Source organism: Paraburkholderia sp. SIMBA_054, assembly GCF_046534875.1.
GTDB lineage: Bacteria > Pseudomonadota > Gammaproteobacteria > Burkholderiales > Burkholderiaceae > Paraburkholderia > Paraburkholderia hospita.
Genome location: NZ_JAWRXV010000012.1, coordinates 186,011 through 207,630, shown reverse-complemented (window position 1 = coordinate 207,630; position 21,620 = coordinate 186,011). Strand labels below are relative to the sequence as shown.

At 61.0% G+C, this 21,620-nt stretch carries 16 protein-coding genes and 2 pseudogenes; 8 read left to right on the top strand and 10 right to left on the bottom strand.

The window, feature by feature from the left end; genetic code table 11:
• Window positions 1-383: 383 nt before the first annotated feature.
• Window positions 384-899, top strand: coding sequence for a MarR family winged helix-turn-helix transcriptional regulator (locus SB822_RS17260; protein WP_079485603.1), 516 nt, complete (start codon window positions 384-386; stop codon window positions 897-899).
• 11 nt (window positions 900-910) lie between these two features.
• Window positions 911-1,176, top strand: a pseudogene (locus SB822_RS17255) (XdhC family protein); the annotation flags it as partial.
• On the opposite strand, the pseudogene SB822_RS17250 reads toward SB822_RS17255, so the two are convergent.
• A pseudogene (locus SB822_RS17250) lies at window positions 1,166-1,359 on the bottom strand (IS6 family transposase); the annotation flags it as partial. The pseudogenes SB822_RS17255 and SB822_RS17250 sit on opposite strands and share 11 nt — an antisense overlap.
• A gap of 536 nt (window positions 1,360-1,895) precedes the next feature.
• Here SB822_RS17250 and SB822_RS17245 point away from each other — a divergent pair.
• From SB822_RS17245 to SB822_RS17235, 3 genes are all read left to right on the top strand, one after another.
• A complete protein-coding gene (locus tag SB822_RS17245; RefSeq protein ID WP_007577316.1) occupies window positions 1,896-2,294 on the top strand; it encodes a hypothetical protein in 399 nt (132 codons plus the stop codon).
• A gap of 92 nt (window positions 2,295-2,386) precedes the next feature.
• Window positions 2,387-4,696, top strand: coding sequence for an outer membrane protein assembly factor BamA (gene bamA / locus SB822_RS17240; protein ID WP_176133832.1), 2,310 nt, complete (start codon window positions 2,387-2,389; stop codon window positions 4,694-4,696).
• A gap of 21 nt (window positions 4,697-4,717) precedes the next feature.
• Window positions 4,718-5,029, top strand: a complete 312-nt coding sequence (locus SB822_RS17235) for a hypothetical protein (RefSeq protein WP_244144547.1) — start codon at window positions 4,718-4,720, stop codon at window positions 5,027-5,029.
• 214 nt (window positions 5,030-5,243) lie between these two features.
• Here the strand turns inward: SB822_RS17235 and SB822_RS17230 are convergent, their stop codons facing one another.
• The 5 genes from SB822_RS17230 to SB822_RS17210 all read right to left on the bottom strand — a co-directional run bounded on the left by SB822_RS17230 (window position 5,244) and on the right by SB822_RS17210 (window position 12,072).
• Window positions 5,244-6,671: an ISNCY family transposase gene (locus SB822_RS17230; protein ID WP_090838686.1), complete on the bottom strand. Its 1,428-nt coding sequence runs from the start codon at window positions 6,669-6,671 to the stop codon at window positions 5,244-5,246.
• A gap of 216 nt (window positions 6,672-6,887) precedes the next feature.
• Complete coding sequence (locus SB822_RS17225; protein ID WP_090838666.1) at window positions 6,888-7,598, bottom strand: ProQ/FinO family protein; 711 nt, start codon at window positions 7,596-7,598, stop codon at window positions 6,888-6,890.
• A gap of 279 nt (window positions 7,599-7,877) precedes the next feature.
• A complete protein-coding gene (locus SB822_RS17220; RefSeq protein WP_079482163.1) occupies window positions 7,878-9,095 on the bottom strand; it encodes a porin in 1,218 nt (405 codons plus the stop codon).
• 201 nt (window positions 9,096-9,296) lie between these two features.
• The gene (locus SB822_RS17215) at window positions 9,297-11,189 is read right to left on the bottom strand and encodes a bifunctional sugar phosphate isomerase/epimerase/4-hydroxyphenylpyruvate dioxygenase family protein (protein WP_090835147.1); all 1,893 of its coding nucleotides are present in this window, start codon (window positions 11,187-11,189) and stop codon (window positions 9,297-9,299) included.
• Between the two features lie 37 nt (window positions 11,190-11,226).
• Complete coding sequence (locus SB822_RS17210; RefSeq protein ID WP_007749822.1) at window positions 11,227-12,072, bottom strand: 3-keto-5-aminohexanoate cleavage protein; 846 nt, start codon at window positions 12,070-12,072, stop codon at window positions 11,227-11,229.
• A gap of 378 nt (window positions 12,073-12,450) precedes the next feature.
• Here SB822_RS17210 and SB822_RS17205 point away from each other — a divergent pair, with 378 nt between their 5' ends.
• Together SB822_RS17205 and SB822_RS17200 are read left to right on the top strand one after the other, a co-directional pair.
• On the top strand, window positions 12,451-13,221 hold the full coding sequence (locus SB822_RS17205; protein WP_007585999.1) for an IclR family transcriptional regulator C-terminal domain-containing protein: 771 nt from the start codon (window positions 12,451-12,453) through the stop codon (window positions 13,219-13,221).
• 36 nt (window positions 13,222-13,257) lie between these two features.
• Window positions 13,258-13,929, top strand: a complete 672-nt coding sequence (locus SB822_RS17200; RefSeq protein ID WP_090835149.1) for a phosphoribosyltransferase — start codon at window positions 13,258-13,260, stop codon at window positions 13,927-13,929.
• A 73-nt stretch (window positions 13,930-14,002) separates the two neighbouring features.
• Here the strand turns inward: SB822_RS17200 and galU are convergent, their stop codons facing one another.
• A complete protein-coding gene (gene galU / locus SB822_RS17195; protein WP_007585997.1) occupies window positions 14,003-14,896 on the bottom strand; it encodes a UTP--glucose-1-phosphate uridylyltransferase GalU in 894 nt (297 codons plus the stop codon).
• Window positions 14,897-15,159: 263 nt separating this feature from the next.
• Window positions 15,160-15,303, bottom strand: coding sequence for a hypothetical protein (locus SB822_RS17190; RefSeq protein WP_007749838.1), 144 nt, complete (start codon window positions 15,301-15,303; stop codon window positions 15,160-15,162).
• Window positions 15,304-15,544: 241 nt separating this feature from the next.
• Here SB822_RS17190 and SB822_RS17185 point away from each other — a divergent pair, with 241 nt between their 5' ends.
• Window positions 15,545-16,726, top strand: a complete 1,182-nt coding sequence (locus SB822_RS17185; RefSeq protein WP_410855212.1) for an acyltransferase family protein — start codon at window positions 15,545-15,547, stop codon at window positions 16,724-16,726.
• A 920-nt stretch (window positions 16,727-17,646) separates the two neighbouring features.
• Here the strand turns inward: SB822_RS17185 and SB822_RS17180 are convergent.
• Both SB822_RS17180 and SB822_RS17175 read right to left on the bottom strand, forming a co-directional pair.
• Entirely contained in the window at window positions 17,647-20,118 is a 2,472-nt protein-coding gene (locus SB822_RS17180; RefSeq protein WP_090835153.1) for a glycosyltransferase family 4 protein, read from the bottom strand.
• Entirely contained in the window at window positions 20,115-21,593 is a 1,479-nt protein-coding gene (locus tag SB822_RS17175) for a flippase (protein ID WP_007585992.1), read from the bottom strand. Before SB822_RS17175 ends, SB822_RS17180 begins: the two co-directional genes overlap by 4 nt.
• Window positions 21,594-21,620: the final 27 nt, after the last annotated feature.

Genomic DNA, 21,620 nt, shown 5'->3' with positions numbered 1-21,620 from the left:
GTCCGTGCGCGATCACTGGAGGATGATCGTCGAATCGATAATTCGTTTGGATACTGACGATTCATCCATGGAATATGCAAGGGGTATGCCAACGATCTGTTTCGCCGCAAGTCCCGGATGCAGTGGGGCACGAGGTGCGACAAGGGTGATCATCAAAAATGTGTGGTGCACCACGTATGTTGGTAAAGCCTTGTATTCGTGCATTTGCGCACCGACTTGCGCCATGCGGCACCGGCAATCGACGTTCAATTGACCGCGCGCAGATCCGCGCGAGATTCTTTGTATCGGAGCGTCGGCAGGCAGGCCAATACGATGTATGCTGACGAACCGTCGCGCACCATGCGTGGACAACTCGTATTGAACGCAAACGGAACTCTTCGCTCATGGACGCTCCACCCGCAGTCAGCAGCATCGACGACACCGAGCCGGACCAGGTGCTCGCATGGCGCACTACGGCGCTCAACGAGCGGCCCGGTTTTTTGATCCGCCGCCTGCATCAGATTCACGTGGCACTTTTCATGGAGGAATGCGCGGCCGAAGGCATCACGCCGGTGCAGTACAGCATTCTCACCGCGCTGGAGCAGTTGGGGCCTTCCGAGCAGGTGGTGCTGTCGCGCGCCGTGGGGCTCGACCGCGCGAATACGGCGGACGTGATCACGCGTCTCGCGCAACGGCGTTTCGTGCAGAGCCGTGTCTCGCGCACGGATCGGCGAAAGAAGGTCGCGGAATTGACGGGCGTGGGCCATGCGTTGCTCGCGCGGCTGGAGGCGCCCGTCGCTCGCGCGCACGAGCGCACCATCGCGGCGCTGCCGTCGGACGAACGCGCGACGTTTCTCAGGCAACTGCTGTTGCTGGTCGAAACGAATAACGAACTCAGCCGTACGCCCATCGTGCGATAGACGAAAGACGCGTGGACAGTGTGGATCTCGAAGTCTTGAAGCACGGTGCGCGATGGATCGGGGAAGGCATCGCGTTCTGCTCGTGACGGTGGGGAAGACGTGGGGCTCGTCGCCGCGTCCAGAAGGCACGATGCTCGCCGTGCGCGGCGATGGGCATGTGGTGGGATCGGTGTCGGGTGGCTGCATCGAGGACGATCTGGTCGAGCGCGTGCGGCAGCGGGGCATCGAGAAAACGAAGCCAAAGGGGAAGTACGGCATCAGCGCGGAAGAGGCACATTGAGCGCCCAGCGATGCACGGTCGAATGGTCAACCGAAATTCCTCGTTTGGCCATCATCTGCTCGAGGTGGCGCAGACTCAGCGATACGCAATGTACCGGCGCACACCGAGAAGGATTACATCAAGCGGATAGTGCAGGCGCTTCAGCACCTTCGCCACAGCCGGACTCAGGTTCTGCTTCATCGATCAAATCGTTCGTCTCCTTGCGTGCAGCTTAACAAGCCACCTTAGTGCGACAGAACCCTCCGCTGAAACTGTACATCGCGCTTACCACGACACCATGATACGAAGCGCCAGCTGAAGAGGGAGAGGGGGCATTCTCTCTCAGGCCGCAGCCTGGTTCGCCAGCGAGACGGTAGCCGATCCACCAAAGGGCGATACGGATTCGTGAGAGCGTAAGACTTCAGCGAAATGTTTCCATACCCACACATCTTGCTGAACGAAGGCTGACCATAAGCAGACAGGGAACGTTCATAAATGGTCAACGCTGTTGCTTTTTCTATCCAAAAAGGCACGTGACAGCCTGGAGTAAGAGCGCATTACGTGAACAGAATCTGGATGGAAGCGTTGATTTCAGGCCCTGACCGAGAAGTGAGGTCTCGGGCCAGAACAGTCGGGGAGGCTTACCAGTCTGGAAGAAAACTGCAGTAATCCGTAGGTAACTCTGTTCGAATCGAGACGTACTACCCTCGATGCCTGGCTCATCAAGGAGTGCCTCCATGTCACTGCCGCTCGCATTCGCGATCGACTCGCTCCATGGTTTCGAACTGACAGAAGACGGTCAATACCTGATGCTGAAAGGCAACCGGTCGGATCGCATCGCCGTGCACTGTTCGGTCATGCATGAGTTGCTGGCGGCTCTTTCGAATGCCATAGGCTCGTCCGAGCGCATCCGGCGCAAGAGGAATAGCGTGAAGTTCGCGATGCCCTGCGAAGCGTGGGCGCTTGGCAAGGATGCGGGCGGGGGCCCTTATCTGATCTTTACGTTCCGCCTGCCTGGTGGCGCGGAATTGTCCTTTCAGATGCATCGCTCGCAGGCCGCGCACATGACGCAGGTGCTGGCGCTAGCCACCGGTCTCGCGAAGGCAGGCGGCATTGCGGGCCTCAGGCTGCAATAGAACAACGAGCCGTCTCTCATCCGCACGTAGCGGATCATCCACTGGTCAAAAACGGCTGTAGTTGGGGCTGAATTTATCTTCGCATATCCTGCATGAAGGCAAAGATTCTGTTGTCCCGTTGTTCGAGGGTATTGCCCCTCGCTGGACTGAGTGTGACGGCCGTATCGGCGAATGCCGCCGACTCATTTGTGGTTCGCGATATCCGGGTGGAGGGATTGCAGCGCATCGAACCCAGCACCGTGTTTTCGTATCTACCGATCAAACACGGTGACACCTTTACCGACGACAAGGCTTCGGAAGCGATTCGCACACTGTATGCGACGGGCTTCTTCAACGACGTGACGATCGACACCGATGGCGACGTCGTGGTCGTGCAGGTGATCGAGCGTCCGGCGATCGGTACGATCGATTTTGCGGGCATTCACGAATTCGAGAAAGACAACCTGATCAAGGCGCTGAATTCCGTCGGACTGTCATTGGGTCGCTATTTTGACAAGGCGCTCGTCGACAAGGCCGAACAGGAACTGAAGCGCCAGTACCTGACCCGCGGCTACTATGCCGCCGAAGTCACCACGACGGTCACGCCAATCGACCGTAATCGCGTGGGATTGCTGTTCTCGGTTGTCGAAGGTCCGAGCGCGAAGATCCGCCAGATCAACTTCATCGGCAACAAGGTGTTCAGCGAAAGCATGCTGCGCGACATGCAGCTGTCCACGCCCAACTGGTTCTCGTGGTACACGAAGAACGACCTGTACTCGAAAGAAAAGCTCACAGGCGACCTCGAAAACGTCCGCTCGTATTACCTGAACCGCGGCTATCTCGAGTTCAGCATCGAGTCGACCCAGGTGTCGCTCTCGCCGGACAGGGAGGACATGTATCTGACTGTCACGCTGCACGAAGGGGAGCCGTACACGATTTCGAGTATCAAGCTCGCGGGCAATCTGCTCGACCGCGAGGCGGAGTTGAACAACCTCATCAAGATCAAGCAGGGCGACCGTTTCTCGGCCGACAAGCTGCAGGCCACCACGAAGGCTGTCGTCGACAAGCTTGGCGAATACGGTTATGCGTTCGCGACCGTCAATGCGCTGCCGCAGATCGACCAGGAACATCACAAGGTCGATCTGACGCTGCAGGTCGATCCGGGTCGCCGCGTCTACGTGCGCCGCATCAACGTGGTCGGTAATACGCGTACGCGTGATGAAGTGGTGCGCCGTGAAATGCGCCAGCTCGAAAGCTCGTGGTTCGATTCGAACCGTCTCGCGCTGTCGAAGGACCGTATCAACCGTCTCGGCTACTTCACGGACGTGGACGTGACGACGGTGCCCGTCGAAGGCACGACCGATCAGGTCGATGTGGACGTCAAGGTGACGGAAAAGCCGACCGGTTCGATTACGCTGGGTCTGGGTTATGGCTCGGGAGAAGGGCCGATCATTTCGGCAGGCGTGTCGCAGGACAACGTGTTCGGCTCGGGGACGAGCCTCGCGGTCAACGTCAACACGTCATCGACTTTTCGTACGTTGACCGTCACGCAGGTCGACCCGTATTTCACGATCGACGGGATCAAGCGCATTACCGATGTCTACTACCGCACCAGCGAGCCCCTCGAGTTCTCGAGCACGAACGACACGAGTTTTCGGATCGTGACGATGGGTGCAGACCTGAAGTTCGGTGTTCCATTCTCCGAGGCCGACACGGTGTATTTCGGCCTTGGCCTCGAACAAAACCGCCTTGACGTCGACTCCGCCACGCCGCAGAGCTATATCGACTATGTCAATACCTTTGGCCGCGTATCGAACAACGTACCCGTCACGGTCGGCTGGTCGCGCGACGCACGTGACAGCGCGCTTGTTCCGAGCCGCGGTTATTTCACGCAGGCGAATGCCGAGTACGGCACACCGCTCGGCGGCACGCAGTACTACAAGGCGGACCTGCAGGCCCAGTATTACCACTCGTTCTCACGCGGCTTCGTGCTCGGACTGAATTTCCAGGGGGGCTATGGCAACGGTATCGGTAATCCGTACCCGATCTTCAAGAACTACTACGCGGGCGGTATTGGTTCGGTGCGAGGCTATCAATCGAGCTCACTCGGTCCCCGCGATGCAACAACTGGCGATCCGATTGGGGGTTCGAAGATGGTCGTCGGCAACATCGAGCTGACGTTCCCGTTGCCGGGCACGGGATACGACCGCACGCTGCGAGTCTTCACGTTCCTCGACGGCGGCAATGTATGGGGTTCGGAAGGAAACAGCATTGGCGCAAATGGCCTGCGTTACGGCTACGGTCTGGGCCTCGCGTGGATTTCGCCAATCGGACCGCTCAAGCTCAGTCTCGGTTTTCCTGTCGTGAAGCACACTGGTGACCAGTACCAGAAGTTCCAGTTTCAGATCGGGACGTCGTTCTAGCGTGAATCGGGTTACGAGTTGATGAAGTCATGGTTCGCTGAACACCAGCGATATCCGCAAGCGCTGTTTGCAGGCTCGATTACGTTGCTCGAAGGCATTCTGCAGTTTGTGAACGATGCGGATCAACTGGCGCAGGCGCCAGGCCAACTGATGACGTTCCATGACCATAAGCTGCTCGACTGTCTGCCTTTCAAGATCGACGCGATTATCCAGGACAGCGCGCAACTGGCTGAGCACAGTCTGCGTTGCGTGTTTTCTTTGCTTGAGGGTGACAGCGTGCCGGACTCGCGGCTGGTGCCGGCGCGGATTCGATATCGTAGGTCGGGTGGATGAGTTGTCGCTGCGCGTGGGCTTGTTAGTGCGTCGGCGGTGCTGTCAGGCCCTATTTTTCAAAATTCGATTTGTCAAAGCCAGATTCAGATGTCGTAGCGCTGGCTATTTACAGATGTCGTGTTTCTGACCTTGGGTTTGGGTCTGTCTTTCACGGTTTGCATCACACGCAGTGTCGAAGGATGCCGGGCTGAACGGGCAGGGCGTGTCAGCCGGTTCAGTGAGTGCGTGCAGACCGCTGGCCAGGTGTGGAAGGCGCCGTTGACGGCTGCGCGATCTGCACGATTGCCTGATCGAGATCGGACCGCGTGAACTCGCGCGGTTTCTTCGTGCCGGGCAGCCGGTCCTTCGCACGCGGTGCCACGCCCCGGTTGGTACGCGACGGCGCGCCCGAGATGCGCCGGTCATCACGCTGCGCCTGCAGTGCCTGCGCCACCTGCAACGCATGCGCGAGGCGCTTGTGCTCGATCACCGCGCCCTGATCAACCTCCGCGAGCTTGTCGTAGCGGCGGCAGTCCAGCGCCTTGCCATCGGCCCGGATCTCGATGCGTCCGTCCGGATACTCCCACACGTCAATGTAGCGGTGAATGAGCCCACGGTTGGCCGGTGTGTCCTCCAGCAGGTACAGCACCCGGTCATACAGCACCGTCAGCGCCTTCGACACGCGGCGCGTCTCGCGCCAGGTCATCAGCAGATCAAGATCCTCATCGTCACGCAGCGGCCGGTGTGCATCGAATGGACTGCGGGGCGGCTTCGCAAAGCGCGCGTTGTAGGCCGCGATGAAGGCGGGCGCATACGCGTTGGCATCGCTCACCGTGCTGATGCCGCGCAGCCGCAGCTCCTTCACCAGACGGTCCTGCAGCGTCAGGTGTGCGCGCTCCACGCGGCCCTTGGCCGAACTCGAGTTTGCGCAGAACGTGTCGATGTTCAGTTCGTACATCGCGCGGCCGAAGTGCGTCACGCCTTTGCCCACCGTCTCCGCGCGCCGGTTCACATGGAACACGCTCGCACGGTCGCTGTAGAGCGCCACCGGCTTGCCGTAGCGTTCGATGTAGGTACGCGTCGCCTCGAAGTAGCTGAAGGTCGACTCGCTCGCCGTGAAATGCAGCACCATCAGCCGGCTGGTCGCATCGTCCACGTACACCAGCAGCGTGCAGGCCGGCGCCCGGTCCTCGAACCAGCGGTGATCGCTGCCGTCGATCTGCACCAGCTCGCCCAGACAGGCGCGCCGCGCGCGCGGCTGGTACACCTTCGGCGGACGCTGACGGCGCGGCACCCACAGGCCGGCCTCTGTCATCAGGTGGCGCACGGTTTCCTTCGACAGCACCAGTCCATGACATTCGCGCAGCTTCTCGCACGCCAGCGTCGGCCCGAAATCGGCGTAGCGCTCACGGATGAGCGTCAGGGCGCGCAAGGCCAGCCCCTCATCGAGCCTCCGGTTGCCCGGGCCATCGCGCTTGCGCGAGGCCAGTCCCGCGGCGCCTGATTCGCGATAGCGCATCACCAGCCGCTGAACCTGACGCACCGTGAGGCCAAGCCGCTCGGCAGCACGACCGGGCTTCAAACCCTGTTCAACCACCGCCTGGATTACCTTCAAACGATCGAGTTCGCGCATGTTCAATGTCACGAGTGTGCCAGCCTTCATGAGCGGCTCCCGCATGCGTGCAGAGAGCCGCCAGCTTGCCAGCAACGGCAAAACACGACATTTGTATCTTGCTAGAACACGACATTCTCACATTGCTGCTACACGATTTTGTTCGATAATTAAGATTATGTCAAATAACTAACAGGCAGCAGCAAACCAACCACCGCTCCCTCCAGCCTCAAGCCTCAGCGACCCGCATGATCGACCCGCAACCGATCAACCTTGCGCCTGATCCGCAGCCGGCGCATTTCCTTCACCGTCCGTCTGGTCCGTCTGCGCCGCAGCCGCGTCATCTGCAGGCTTCGCAGCCGCAACCACACCCGCATCTTCACCAGCCTTTGCAGCAGGCTTGTTCCGTCCACCCGAACGACGTCGCGCGAACGCGGATTCCGACGCGGTGACCTTGCCCGTTTCCGCGCCATTCAGATCCACACGCGACGCGCCTTCCGTCAAGCTCGCCCAATAGCGGCTGCCACGGCACCAGGTGCTCACGGCATCGCGGACTTCCTGCTCGGTCAGCTTCAGTTCGCCGGCCTCCTTGAGCAGATCGTCGAGAATGCCGATCTTCAGCGCCACCTTCGGCGCAGGATTCTTCGGAAACGCCAACGGAAAACGCTTCTGCAGCTTGCCGATCGTATGCACGACGGGATCGACGGGATTCTGCTGCTTTGCCGCCGGACGAGCCGACGCCGGCTTGCCGTGCGTCTTCGCGTCCGCAGGCCGGGGCGCCCGTCGAGCGTCCCGGGGTTTCGGGTCCCGGGGTTTCGCGTCGCGCGGATTAGCATCTCGCGGACTGGCGTCCTTCGCCTTCTGATCCTTGCCGCCCGCGTGAGGAGCCGGCTTGTCCGCAGCCTGCTTATCCTTGCGCTGCGCCTTTGCCTGCTTGGCGAGTTCGTCCCTCAGCTTCGCCAGTTGTTCAAAGCCCATGTGTTCACCTTCATTGCAATGACGCAGGATTGTAGCAGCCGCTGAGCACCTTCATATCGGGCGACTTCTCGTTGCCGTCCGCCAATCTTGCGCCCGGTCGATGGCCGTTTCCTGTCATCGCCCCATCCCGGCGCGGCAAGCAACGGACTCCGCCAGCCGACGCGAGCAGCAAGCGACAGTCCCGCATCGAATGCGCGCGCAGCGCACATCGCCACGCACAAAACGAAAAAAGCGCCGCAAGCGCGGCGCCCTGTCCTGCTTTAGCTACGTCGTACAGCGTCAGAACCGATGCACCATGCCGACGCCCACACCGACCATGCTGCGCGATGACGACGGCGTCGAATTGAAGCCGTCGCCGATCGTTGCCGTGGCGTTGATGATGCTGCGGCCGCCCGTGCCGAGCGTCTGGCCGTTCGCGCGCTGATACGCCTGCAACGCATACAGACCCGTACGCTTGGACAGCGAGTAGTACTCGGACAGGTTGACCTGCGAATACGACGCGCTGCTCGTGATGCCGTTGGCCTTCGTCGCGCGCGTGTAAGCGTAGCCCGTTGCGAGATCCCATGCGGCCGTCGGCTTCCAGTGCAGCACGACGCCGCCCGAGTTCCAGATCGACAGGTCGTGGAAGCCCGAACCGATGCCCGGAATGTACTGCACGTTCGAATACGTCGCCGTGATGTCGAACTGGCTGTTGAACGTATAACCCCCGCCGACGGCGAAGCGCTGCTGCGCGCGTGCCGACTGGTAGCCGTTGGTCACGGCCGAAACGCCCGCCTGCGCGCCCGCGTTCGACGTCGTCGTATCGGTGCCGAACGTGCCGCCATTCACGTTCGAGTTGTTGATCTTCGAGAAGCCCACCGCGATGCCGATCGGGCCTTGCGAATACTGGACCGCCGTGCTCCACGTCGAGCCCTGATACGCGCTGCCCGGCACGCCGCCGAACGAATACGAGCCGCTGAACTTGAAGCCGTAAATCTGCGGCGACATGTACAGCAGCGTATTGTTCGCGCGATAGATCGTATCGAGACCGTCGACGTCGCCTGCGTGCGCGCCGTAGAAACCGGTAAGCCACGTCGTCGGGCTATACGGCGACAGCAGCTGGTAGTACGACGCGTACTGGCGGCCAGCCGTCAGCGAGCCATAGGTGCTGTTCGACACGCCGACGAACGCCTGGCGGCTGAACATCAGGTTGCTCGTCGACATCGCGCCGTTGTTCGCGCTGAAGCCCTCTTCCAGTGTGAAGATCGCCTTCGTACCGCCACCGAGGTCTTCTGCGCCCTTCAGGCCGAAGCGGCTGCCCGCCCATACGCCCGTGACCATCTTGAAGGCCGAGTGCCCGCCCGTGGTCGAACCGAGCGTCGTCGAGCTCGACTGATAACCGATGCCGTTATCGACGATGCCGTACAGCGTCACGCTGCTTTGCGCGAACGCGGGCAGTGTGGCCAGCATCGCTGCGCCAGCCAGGGCGGCTTTGACTTCGGGGTAACGTCGTTTCATCTCCTGATCCTTTGTCATTGAGTGTTATGACGATGCGTCGCATCGTTTTGTCGGCGGCGGGACAAACGCGTGCCGTCGCCGCCGGTGCTGCGGGTAGTGCGAAAAGCTGAAGTAATGCGGGAAAATCCGGATGCCGTGCGGATCGCTACGGGTAACCACCACTATCGAGCCGCGCGATCCTTTCACTGCACACCGTTGCGCCTAGCTGTGCTTGCGCTGGGCCTGCGCAGCGAGTCTCACAGGCGCATTGACCGCGCCGTATCCGTCGTAACCGCCCTTGCGCTGCACGACCTCCAGAAAGAAGCGGCCATCCATCTGCTCGGTGTACACATGGAAGAACTCGCCGCCCTGCGCGTCCCTGTCGTAAAGGACGTGGGCTTCTTTCATCTGCCTCACCACGCCGTCGGCGAAATCGTAACGCGCTTCAAGGTCATCGTAATAGTTCGACGGGATTCGCAATAGCTGAACGTCGCGTGCGCGCAACTGTTCGACGGCCGCGAAAATATTGTCGGTGTCGAATGCGACGTGATTGAGGCCCGATCCACGATACGTGTGCAGCGATTGCGCGGTCGAAGTCCGTCCGTCCACCGATGCATTCAGAACGATTCGCACCGATCCGTCGGCGCTGCGCACCGCGCGGCTGCGCACGAGTCCGTAAGGATCGGGAAGCAACCAGGCGGGCTCCGCGTCGAAACCGAACACGGCCCTGAAGTAAAGAATCCACGTATCGAGTGTGTCGGCGGGCAGGTCGAGGCACACGTGATCAATGCGCTTCAACTCGCCCTGCACCGCTTGCGTGCGTTCGCTGTCATGCGCGCTCAGCACGAAGTCGGCTTCGTAGAGCGTCGGCTCGTCGGGCCGTGCATCGACGAAGTAATGCAGGCTGCCATCGGGCGCGCGCACGCCCGGCACGACGCGTTCGTTCGGACCGACGCGGCCCGAAAACGGTGCATAGCCGAACGACGTCGCGCGCTCGAACACGCGCGCTGCATCGTCGACCTGAAACGCCGACGCGCATAGCGACAGCCCGTGCCGATGGAAGAACTCGCTGGCGAACGAATCGGTCTCCGCGTTCAGCACGATCGACGCCCCGCCCTGCTGATACAGCGTTACGTCCTTCGAGCGATGCTTGCCCGCCGCATGGAACCCTGCTTCGGCGAAGCGCTGCGCAAGACGCGGCGCGCTGGTCGAATCGACGGCGAACTCGATGAACTGGAAGCCCGAATGCGCGGGCGGCGCGGGCGGTGTGAACAGCGGCTGACCGTCCTTCGAGCGGGCGCCCTTCAGCCCGGCCTGCTCTTCGAGATACAGCAGCGAGCGGTAGCCATCGGCGGCCGTCGCGGCTGTCGGCGCGGCGCGAAAACCGTCGTTGAAAATTTCGAGCGAGAACGGGCCTTGATAACCCGTCGCGAGCACGCGGTCAGCGAAGCCGGCAACATTGAGATCGCCTTGCCCCGGGAAGCATCGATAGTGTCGGCTCCATTCGAGCACATCCATCTTCTGCAGCGGCGCATCGGCGATCTGCACGAAGGCGATGCGATCGCCCGGAATATCGGCGATGGGATCGATCGGGTCGTCGATCGACAGCGTATGGAAACTGTCGAGTATCAGGCCGAGACTCGGATGATTGACAGCATCGACGAGCCGCCATGCGTGTCGATACGAGCTCACGTACTTGCCCCACGCCAGTGCTTCGAAGCCCACGCGCACGCCTTCGCGTTCAGCGAGCAACGCAAGCTGGCCGAGCTGATCGACGATCAGCGCATCGTCCGCGATCACGTTTGGGTTGACGTTGCTGCACACGAGCACGAGATCCGTGCCGAGTTCGTGCATCAGTTCGAACTTGCGCTGCGCGCGGTTCAGGTTCTGTACGAGCCGCTCCTTTGACACGCCCTCGAAATCGCGGAACGGCTGGAACAACGTGATCTGCAGGCCGAGATCGGCGCAGCGCTTGCGAATGTCGGCGGGCGAGCCGTCGAAGTACAGCAGATCGTTTTCGAAAATCTCGACGCCGTCGAAACCCGCCGCGCGAATCGCAGCGAGTTTCTCGACGAGCGTGCCGCTAACCGACACGGTGGCAATGGAGCGAAGCATGATATGGCTTGGGTCGGGAATCGTGCGGGAATGGTGATTACGCAGCGGGCTTGAGCGCCAGCAGCTCGCGAGCCTGCTTCGCCGTCGCGACAGGACGGCCGTATTCGCCGCATAGCTTCGCGACGCGCTCGACGAGTTGCGCATTGCTTTTTGCGAGCGTGTCCTTGTCCCAGCGGACGTTGTCTTCGAGGCCCGTGCGGCAATGGCCGCCCATTTCGAGCGTCCAGTAGTTCACTTCGAGCTGATGCCGGCCGATGCCCGCTGCCGTCCACGTCGCGCTCGGCAGCAGCTTCTGCAGTTGCGCCACTTCGAATTCGAGAATCTCGCGTCGCGCGGGCAATGCGTTCTTCACGCCCATCACGAACTGCACATGCACGGGCTCTTTCAACAGGCCTTGTTGGACGAGATCGACGGTGCTGTACAGCATGGCCAGATCGAAGATTTCGATTTCGGGCTTCACGTCGTGATCGAGCATCGTCTGCGCGAGCATTCGCACGAAATCGGGCGGATTCTCGTAAACGGTGGTCGGGAAGTTCACCGAGCCCGTCGCCAGCGACGCCATATCGGGCCGCAAATCGAGCATCGCGCCGCGTTGCTCGAACGAACGTCCGCGCCCGCCCGTCGAAAACTGGATGATGATGTCCGGGCAATGCTTGCGGATGCCTTCCTGCAGCGTCGCGAAGCTGCTGCGGTCGGAACTCGAGCGCTCTTCTTCGTCGCGCACGTGCAGATGCACGAGGGTCGCGCCGGCTTCATAAGCTTCATGTGTGCTCTCGACCTGCTCGGGTATCGAGATCGGCACCGCCGGGTTGTCCTTCTTGCGCGGCACGGAACCCGTGATGGCGACGGAGATGATGCAAGGCTGATTCGTGGCGTGACTCATGGCAGAACCTTTCTCGATGAAACCTGTGATGCCGCTACGCGACGCCTCCGATGTGCCCATCCGGTGCGGCGCGGCCTGAAGGGCTAAGGTGGCTCAAGAATAGGCAAGCGCCATGGGGTGGGCAATGCTCCTGGTGCCCGGAATGTGCGTTAATCGCACGTTTCTGTGCGATTAACGCGCGCTTCGCGGGTTAGCACCAGGCTGGGTGTCGTATGGCGCATACAGTGTCGGCGAGGTTTTCCGCCTGATCCGGAAGTGATCGAGGCGACGTTCCCCCTTGCGCCAGGCGATATCAACAAACGGCGCGTAGTGGGCGATAAGTGAGCGATAATCGCGCATACCGATACGTTAGCCGCGCAAAATCAGGGAACGATTGCCATGAACCGACCGCCATTGGACAAACGCGACTGGATCGCGGGCCTCGAAAAAGGCCTTGCGATCCTCGAGTCGTTCGACAGCGAACACGCCCGCCTCACGCCGAGCCAGGCTGCGCAACTGACGGGCATGACGCGCACGGCTGCGCGCCGCTACCTGTTGACGCTCGAACATCTCGGCTATGTGCAGGGCGACGGCAAGCTATACGGGTTGACGCCGCGCGTGCTGCGCGTCGGCTGGTCGTATTTCGATTCGGCGCGGCTGCCGAAAACCGTGCAGCCGTACCTGCAACAACTGAGCGCGACGATCGGCGAGTCCGTCTACGTGAGCGTGCTCGACGATTGGGAGCTGGTGTTCATCGCGCGCAACGGCACATCGCGCGTGATGACGACGGGTTTCGTGCTCGGCGCGCGCGTGCCCGCCCCGCTCACCTCCCCCGGCGTCGTGCTGCTCGCGTATCACCGCGATCAGGAAGCGATGCAGACGTGGCTCAACGACGCCGAGCTCACGCCCTTCACGCCGCACACGGTCACGAACAAGACGGGCCTGCTCGAAAAGGTCCGCCGCGCGCAGGCCGACGGCTTCGCGGTGATCGAGCAACAGTTGGATATCGGCGTGCGCGGCGTCGCCGTGCCGATGAAGAACCGTCATGGCGAAGTCGTCGCGGCGCTCAGCACGAACATGCCGATGGGTAAGGAAACGTCGGAAGCGGCGCTCAACCGCGTGTTGCGCGCGCTGCAGGAATCGGCACTCTCGATGCTCAACGTCCTATAGTAAATGACGTAGAGGTAGCGGACGTGGGAGCGAATCATGCACCGTCGATTTGCGGATCGCGCCGACGCGGGCCGTGCGCTCGCCGATCAACTGAAGCACTACGCGCAACGCGACGATGTCGTCGTGCTCGGGTTGCCGCGCGGCGGTGTGCCTGTTGCGTATGAAGTCGCGCGTACGCTGGGCGCGCCGCTCGACGTGCTGGTGGTTCGCAAGCTCGGCGTGCCGTGGCAATGCGAGCTGGCAATGGGCGCGATCGCATCGGGCGACGCGCTGTATGTGGACGAAGAACTGATGCGCGAAACGGGCGTATCGCAGCCCGAATTCGACCGCGTGCTCGCGGATGAGAAAGCGCAACTCGCGCGGCGCGAGGCGCTGTTTCGCGACCCGCGGCGCGCGAGCGTCGACGTGGCAGGCCGCGTCGCGATCATCGTCGACGATGGGCTCGCGACGGGCGCTTCAATGAAGGTAGCCGCGCGTGCATTGCGCGCGCGCGCGCCGGCGAAGATCGTTGCCGCGTTGCCCGTCGCGCCGTACGACGCGGCCGGGCGCATTGGCGAGGACGTCGACGAATATGTCTGCGTTACCGCGCCGGAACTCTTCTTCAGCGTCAGCCAGTTTTATTCGGACTTCAGCGAAACCACCGACGACGATGTGCTCGCAATACTCGCACGCGCATCGTCGGCCAGCGGGCCCGCGTCGTCCGGATGACGCGCGCGCTTGCACCGACTGACCTGCAGCGCGACGGCCGATAGACGCGCCGTCGCTGCCGCAGGCGTTGCTTTCAGGCGGCCGCCGCGGTCAGATGCAGCGGCAGATAGCTTTGCAGATAGTCTTCGAACTCGCCGCGCACTTCCGGGTGACGCAGTGCGAATTCGACGGTCGCCTTCAGATAGCCAATCTTGCTGCCGCAATCGAAGCGCGTGCCGAAGTAGCGATATGCGAGCACCTGCTCTTCCGTCAGCAGCGATTGCAGCGCGTCCGTCAGTTGCAGTTCGCCGCCCGCGCCCGGCTTCAACGCGCGAATGTGCTTGAAGATGGTCGGCATCAGCACATAGCGGCCGACCACGCCGAGATTCGACGGCGCCTTGTCGGGTGCCGGCTTCTCGACGATGCCCGACAGCTTGATGACGTCCTCTTCCCACTCCTTGCCGTCGACCACGCCATACGAGCGGCTTGCCTCGCGCGCGATGGTTTCGACACCGACCACGGAGCTGTGGTAGTGGTTGAACACGTCGACCAGTTGCTTCATCACAGGCTGTTCGCTGTGCAGCAGGTCGTCGGCGAGGATCACGGCGAACGGGCTCTCGCCGACCAGCTTTTCGGCGCACAGCACGGCATGGCCGAGGCCGAGCGCTTCGGCCTGACGCACGTAGAAGCAATCGACGTTCGCCGGCTTGATGCTTCGCACGAGATCGAGCAGTTGCTCCTTGCCGCGCGCTTCGAGTTCCGCCTCGATTTCATAAGACTTGTCGAAGTGATCTTCGATCGCGCGCTTGCTGCGGCCTGTGACGAAGATCATTTCGGTGATGCCTGCCGCGATCGCTTCTTCGACCGCGTACTGGATCAGCGGTTTATCGACGATGGGCAGCATCTCCTTCGGGCTCGCCTTCGTGGCGGGCAGAAAACGTGTGCCGAGGCCCGCTACAGGAAAGACGGCTTTGGTGACTTTCAGCATGGTATGCATTTCCACTCGGTTGATTGAATGTATGCAATCGCCGTGAGAGGCGGCGCATTGTCGTTCGGGAAAAGACTAGCGGAAAATTATTTTGAAAGAACTGATAGCGCCCTGTTGAAATTAATTCAAATTGTTCCTTTCCAATGCTTCGTTCCGATATTTGAAACTCGTGCGGAAAGAATGACGTGAACAATCTGAATCGCCATGCATGCGGCGCGTAAATCTTGCCAATCACGCCGAGCGCGAGCGCCGCCCTCATGCGCTCATTCGTTTTCTTCGAACTGCGGCATCTTTTCCGGGTTCATCCGGATACGACTGATCGGCTCGTTGCGCAATGCTTCACGGTACGCGGACACGGCAACGAGTAGTAGCAACACGGCGACGCCGGCGATCAAATGCAGGTTCATGACCCCACCCTTGTCAGAAGTTTTCCCCGCATGAACGTAACACGAAAAAAACGTCAAATAATTCAGGCGTCTATTTGAATTTCGGTCGGTTTCGGCAATCCATTGTCAATATGACAGCCTGAATAATTCGAATCATTTCTTGTCGATTTTTTGCCTGTCCTTTCACCTAGGATACGCAAGCGGGCGTGCTGCGTCTTGAGGGCGCCGCGTCAATTCATTCATCAACGATCAAGGACCGCGCATGAGCGACACAGCACTGGACGCCACCGGCTCGTCCCTGTCCTTTGCGCCGGCGGCGCGCAGCGAGGCGAAGGTCGCCGGGAAGGAACATGTCATCGATGCGATGCGCGGCTTTGCCGCGTTGCTGGTGGCTTATTTTCATTGCCGCCAGGTCGAATGGGTGGGGATGCAGAGCTTTCACCATGTCGCGGGCAAATCATTCGATCTGAACACGATCGTTGCTTACCTGACGCTGCCGATTGCGTGGGGCTCGGCGGGTGTGCCGATTTTTTTTGTTATTAGCGGGTATTGCATTCATCGTGGCACTGCGCAGCGTCTCGCGAACAATTCTGCGTATCGGCTCGATGCGATGAATTTTTGGGCGCGGCGGTTTGCACGCATTTACCCTGTGCTGTTTGCCGCGCTGCTGCTTACGCTTGCGCTTGACTCGGCTAGCCTGCACTTTCCGCCCGTTAATCACAAGATTCTCGATATCGGGCCTCAGGCGCTTTTTGTCAATTTGTTCTCGCTGCAAGGCTTGGCCGGCAAGACGTATGGCTCGAATGGCGCGCTGTGGACGCTGTCGCTCGAAGTGCAGTTTTATGCGGTTTATCCGCTGGTCTTTGCGCTGCGGCGCCGGTTTGGGATCTTGCCTGTGCTTGGGATTGTGGCGCTCGTTAATGTGGTTTCGGTTTTTGTGTTCGAGCGGCATGACTTGCAGTTCTTTACGTCGTTCTGGTTCTCCTGGATGCTCGGGGCCTGGATCGCTGAATTGCAGCTGAAGCGCGGTGATGATTCTTCGCGTAAGCACATGCCGTGGCTGATGTATGGGTTGGCTGTCTTGCTGACGGTGCTTGGGTGTGTTGCTTTTCGCTTTGGGCAGTATCTGGCGTTTCAGTTTTGGGCTGTTGGGTTTGCGTGCTATCTGAATGAAGCGCTCAAGAGCCGGCGGCAGAACGATACGCCTGTGATTCGGGTGCTTTCTCGCTTTGGCGACTTTAGCTTCTCGCTCTATTCGATTCATTTGCCCATTTTTGTGCTGCTGTCTTCGGTTTTGTATCGCTCGGCGTTGCAGATGTCGATCTTGCCGACGTTTGGTTTTATGCTTGTGGCACTCGCTGTTGCGTGGGTCTTTTATCGTTGTGTTGAGTTGCCGGCGATGAAGTGGTCCAGTAGTTTGAAATCTACTCGCGGTTCGCGTTGATTTGTGATGCGGTGGTTGCTGCGTAAGCGGTTTGGTTTTTTGCCCTTGCGCTGGCATCCGCGTTACGGTGTTTGCTGTTCACGCGTCGCCCCTGTGTTAGCGCCTTCGCGGCGCGGGCGTTTTTTGCCTTTACGCGGGCATCCGCGATTTGTTAGCGTGCTTCAAGCGTCGCCCCTGTGCGGGGCGGCACCTACTTTTCTTTGCCGCCGCAAAGAAAAGTAGGCAAAAGAAAGCGGCTAACACCGCCAGTTCTTGTATTTGCCTGAGGGCCCCCAACCGGTCCCACACTTCACACGGCAACGTCCTTGTTCACGTGTGTTGCCAACGCTCTCTCTATACGCATCACCCGCTTCATGCATCCGCGTTGCAGCACGCCGTGCCAGATATTCCACTGCCGCCCAGGTGGCAAACTGTGTGTAGGCCGTAGCGCCACACACGTCTCACTTCGGACCGATAGCGCACGCGTCCCACCATGTAAGAGCGCCAAGCTATACGCCCCAATAACCTACACACAGTTTGCCACCTGGGCGGCCGCAACCATTCGCTGCCGCTAGCCCTTGTGCGGGTGTTTGAAGTGGGTGAGGCGCTCATTCAGCGCGTTGGCAACACACACGAACAGATACGTTACCGCGTGAAGCGTAGGACCGGTTGGGGGCCCTCAGGCACAAACTAGAACTGGCGGTGTTAGCCGCTTTCTTTTGCCTACTTTTCTTTGCGGCGGCAAAGAAAAGTAGGTGCCGCCCCGCACAGGGGCGACGCTTGAAGCACGCTAACAAATCGCGGATGCCCGCGTAAAAGCAAAAAACGCCCGCGCCGCGAAGGCGCTAACACAGGGGCGACGCGTGAACAGCAAACACCGCAAAGCGGATGCCAGCGCAAGGGCAAAAAAACACCGCCCCAGCGTCGCAGACAAAAAAAACTCAAACCCCATTCGCCACATTGGCAAGAATTTTCTCTACGCCTTCGACATACGCCTGGGTCCCAAACTTCCGCACAGCGGTCTGATACCCATGCGCAACAAGCCGGTCGCGCAGCGCCTGATCCGACCGCAATTCAGCAAGTGTATCGGCCAGCACATGCGCATCGCCTGGCGTACACATCACCCCATTCACGCCATCGTCGATGATCTCAACCACACCGCCAGCACGTGCCGCCACGACCGGCCGCCGCGCCAACATCCCCTCAACAATCACACGACCAAAAGGCTCCGGCGTAATCGAAGTATGCGCAACGACATCGACCGCACACATGCACGCAGCCACATCATCCTGAAACCCAAGAAAATGCACGCGCCCTTCAAGCCCATTCGACGCAACAAACTCACGTAACCGTGCCTCGTACGCATCTTCACCAAACAGCGGCGCGCCCACCAAAACCGCATGCATCTGCGGATTCAGCACCATCGCCTCGAGCAACACATGCTGCCCCTTCCACTGCGCGAGACGACTAAACGAGCCGACCAGAAACGCATCCTGCGGCAGCTTCAGCCGCGCACGCAGCACGCTTTGCGGCGTATCCCGCAACGCACTGAACGGCGCAGCAGAAATCCCGTTAAACACCACATCGATGCGCTTTTCGCCAAAACTGGTCAGCTCGGCAAACGCGCGCGCCGAAGCCGCCGAATTGGCAATCACATGCGCAAGACCCAATTTCGCACACCATTTGATGATCGCAAGCTGCCGGCTGCCGAAATGCTCGGGGCTAACTATATCGCGCAGATGCCAGACCACAGGACGCCCTGCGAACCGCCCAGCAATCGCGCCAATCACCATCGCCCGCTGCGTGTTCGCATAGATCACATCGCTCTGCCGAGCCCGCGCGACGGTCGCGCGAACCAGCGATGCAACGCCCTTCACCGCCCTGGCGATGGGCGGCGTACCGCCCTGCTTGCGGATGTCGCGCGTCGCGCCGGGATCGAGCACATCGACGGCCACGCCTTCGCGATGCAATGCCATGCGAAACGGTCCGTCGTCGAACAGCACCACCTGCACGCGCGCCTTGAGCGCCTTCACGACTTCCAGCAGCGACAGTTCGGCGCCACCCATCACGCCGCTCTGATCAATCGCAAGCACGCGCAAGGCGCTTGATGCCGGCTTCTGTTCGCTAACCTTCGCGGGTGGTTCATCCAAAGGCAACGTCGCCCCGTGCAACGCAGGTACCGTTTCGCGCACAAAGCCGAAGAAGCGCTCGCGGAAATGCCGGATCGAAAAACGCTCGGCATTCGCGCGGCAATCGACGGGCCTAAAGCGCGTGGGATCGTCAGCGAAATCCTCGATCGCGCCGATGATCGAATCGGTCGTCTGCTCGTTGAAGAAAATCCCCGTCGGATGCGACTCGTACTGGTCGCGCACGGTTTCGAGCGCCCCGCCCTTGCCGTACGCAATCACGGGCGTGCCGCATGCCTGCGCTTCCACCACGGAAATGCCGAAGTCCTCTTCCGCTGCGAACACGAACGCCTTCGCGCGCCGCATGTGATCGCGCAACACGTTGAACGGCTGATAGCCCATGATCTGCACGTTCGACGTCGCCTTCGCGCGCACCTTCTGCATGTCGGGGCCGTCGCCGATCACGACCAGCTTGCGCTCGGGCATCCGCGCAAACGCCTCGACGATCAGGTCGATCTTCTTGTACGGCACCATGCGCGAGGCTGTCAGATAGAAGTCGTCCTTCTCCTCGTATAGCGAGAACGAATCGACGTCGACGGGCGGAAAGATCACTTCGGAATCGCGCTGATAAACCTTGTGTATGCGCCGCGAGATGAACTCGGAGTTCGCAACGAACGCATCGACGGAATTCGACGTGCGGATATCCCAGTTGCGCATGTAGTGCAGGATCATCCGCGCCACCGCGGACTTTGGCCCGCTCGTCAGCTTCGACTGCTGCAGATACTGATGCTGCAGATCCCACGCGTAACGGATGGGCGAATGCACATAGCTGATGTGCACCTGGTCCGGGCCCGTCAGCACGCCCTTCGCGACGGCATGACTGCTGGAGATCACGACGTCGTACGCGGAGACGTCGAGTTGTTCGATCGCGAGCGGCATCAGCGGCAGATAGCTGCGGTACTTCGTGCGCGCCTTCGGCAGGTTCTGGATGAAGGAGGTCGTCACCGACTTGCCGCGCAGGAACGTGCGGTCGTCGAGGAAATCGACGAGGCTGAAGATATCCGCCTCCGGAAAGCACGCGACAATCTGCTCGAGCACGCGCTCGGCGCCCGCATAGGTGACGAGCCAGTCGTGAATGATGGCGACACGCACGGGCCCGACGCTGCGCGCCCCGCGCCGTTTCGCGGGCGGCTTTGCCACGGGCGTGGTCGTGATGAGATCGCGGCCCGCATCGCGCGTCACGGACGTGGGACGCAGGAGGTCTTCTTCAACGATATCGTGGTTCATGCGCTATTCCTCGGATTGAGTCGCAACTTCAGACGCACAAGCAGCGAACGCGCAAGATCGCGCAATGCAGGGGTCATCGTGAGCGACCACGCGACGTTCGCGCTCACGATGAGCGCGCCCGCGGCAATGGCCATCGGCAGGCTGGAGAGCAAGGTGGCGAGCCACAACGTGCCCGCCAGAAAAGCAAGATGCGCGAGCATGTCGAGCACGATCGGACGCGCGTGAATGGCCGACAGTTTCAGCAGCGCGACGTAATCGAACAGGCCGCGCGCGGCCACGACGACGGCCGCGCCCGTCAGCCCGAAATGCGCAATGCCGAACCACAGCGCGCCCGCGAAGAAAGGCAGCTCAAAGAGGCCGAGGCGCGCGGCTGTCGCAGGATGCACCTGCGACTGAATGAGAATGCGCGCGAGGTTCGCCTGGCCGACGAGCCATACCGAGATGATCAGGATGCGTCCCACCGGGCCGCCCGCGTCCGCGACTTCGCTCCCAACCCAGGCATGCAGGAACGGTTCGAGCACGATGATCGCGACGAGCGCAATGGGCGTGAACACGCCGTTCAGGAATTCGAGCGACTGCCGCATGATGACGTCGGCGTCGTCCCGACCCACCGCCGAGAGCCGCGGAAACAGCGTGCGCTGCAGCGCCGTCGGCACGATGTTCAGGCGCGTGACGAGGTTCTGCGGCACGGTGTAGTACGTGACGAAACGCGCGCCGAGACTCGTGCCGAGCATCACGCGGTCGAGCGACTCCGCGACCATCCCCGAGATGCTCGCAATCAGCATCCAGCCGCCGAAGTTGAAGAGCCCCTTCGCCACCTTGAACTGCGGCGCGCGGATATGGCGGATGCCGAGCACATTGAGCGCCGAGCGTCCGAGCAGGATCGCGGCGAGCAAACGCGCGACCACAGCCGCCGCGAGCACGTTCTGCAACGTCGGTCCCATCATCCATGCGGCGGCGAGTGGCAGCAGCTGGAACAGGAATGTGCCGAGCGTCTGGTTCGTGTTGTAGATGCCGAAGCGTTCCGCGCCGTTGATCGCGCCCGCGAACACCCACGACACGTTGGCGAGCGGAATCGCTACCGCGAGCCACGGCAGCGCCATATAGACCTCGTGCTGCAGTTCGGGCGACACCTTCGAGAAATACGCGGTATAGAGCGCCGCGCCGAAGTAGATGACGAGCCCGCCGACGATGCCCGTCGCCAGGTTCAGCCACGTCGCGCTCCAGAACACCTGCTCGCAGGCCTTTTCATCGTTCGATGCGCGCGCCTTCGAGATGTGGTTCTGCGCGGCCATGCTCATGCCGAGGTCGAGAATGCTGAAGTAGCCGATCAGCGTCCAGACGAGGCTGATCACGCCGTAGCGTTCGACGCCCAGCAGCTTGATGTACGACGGCACCGTGACGAGCGATACAAACGTCGGCAACACCAGTCCGATCAGGTTGATCACTACGTTTCTGAGGATGCCTTTGTCCATCGGATGCCTTTCTGGTCAGTCATAGGT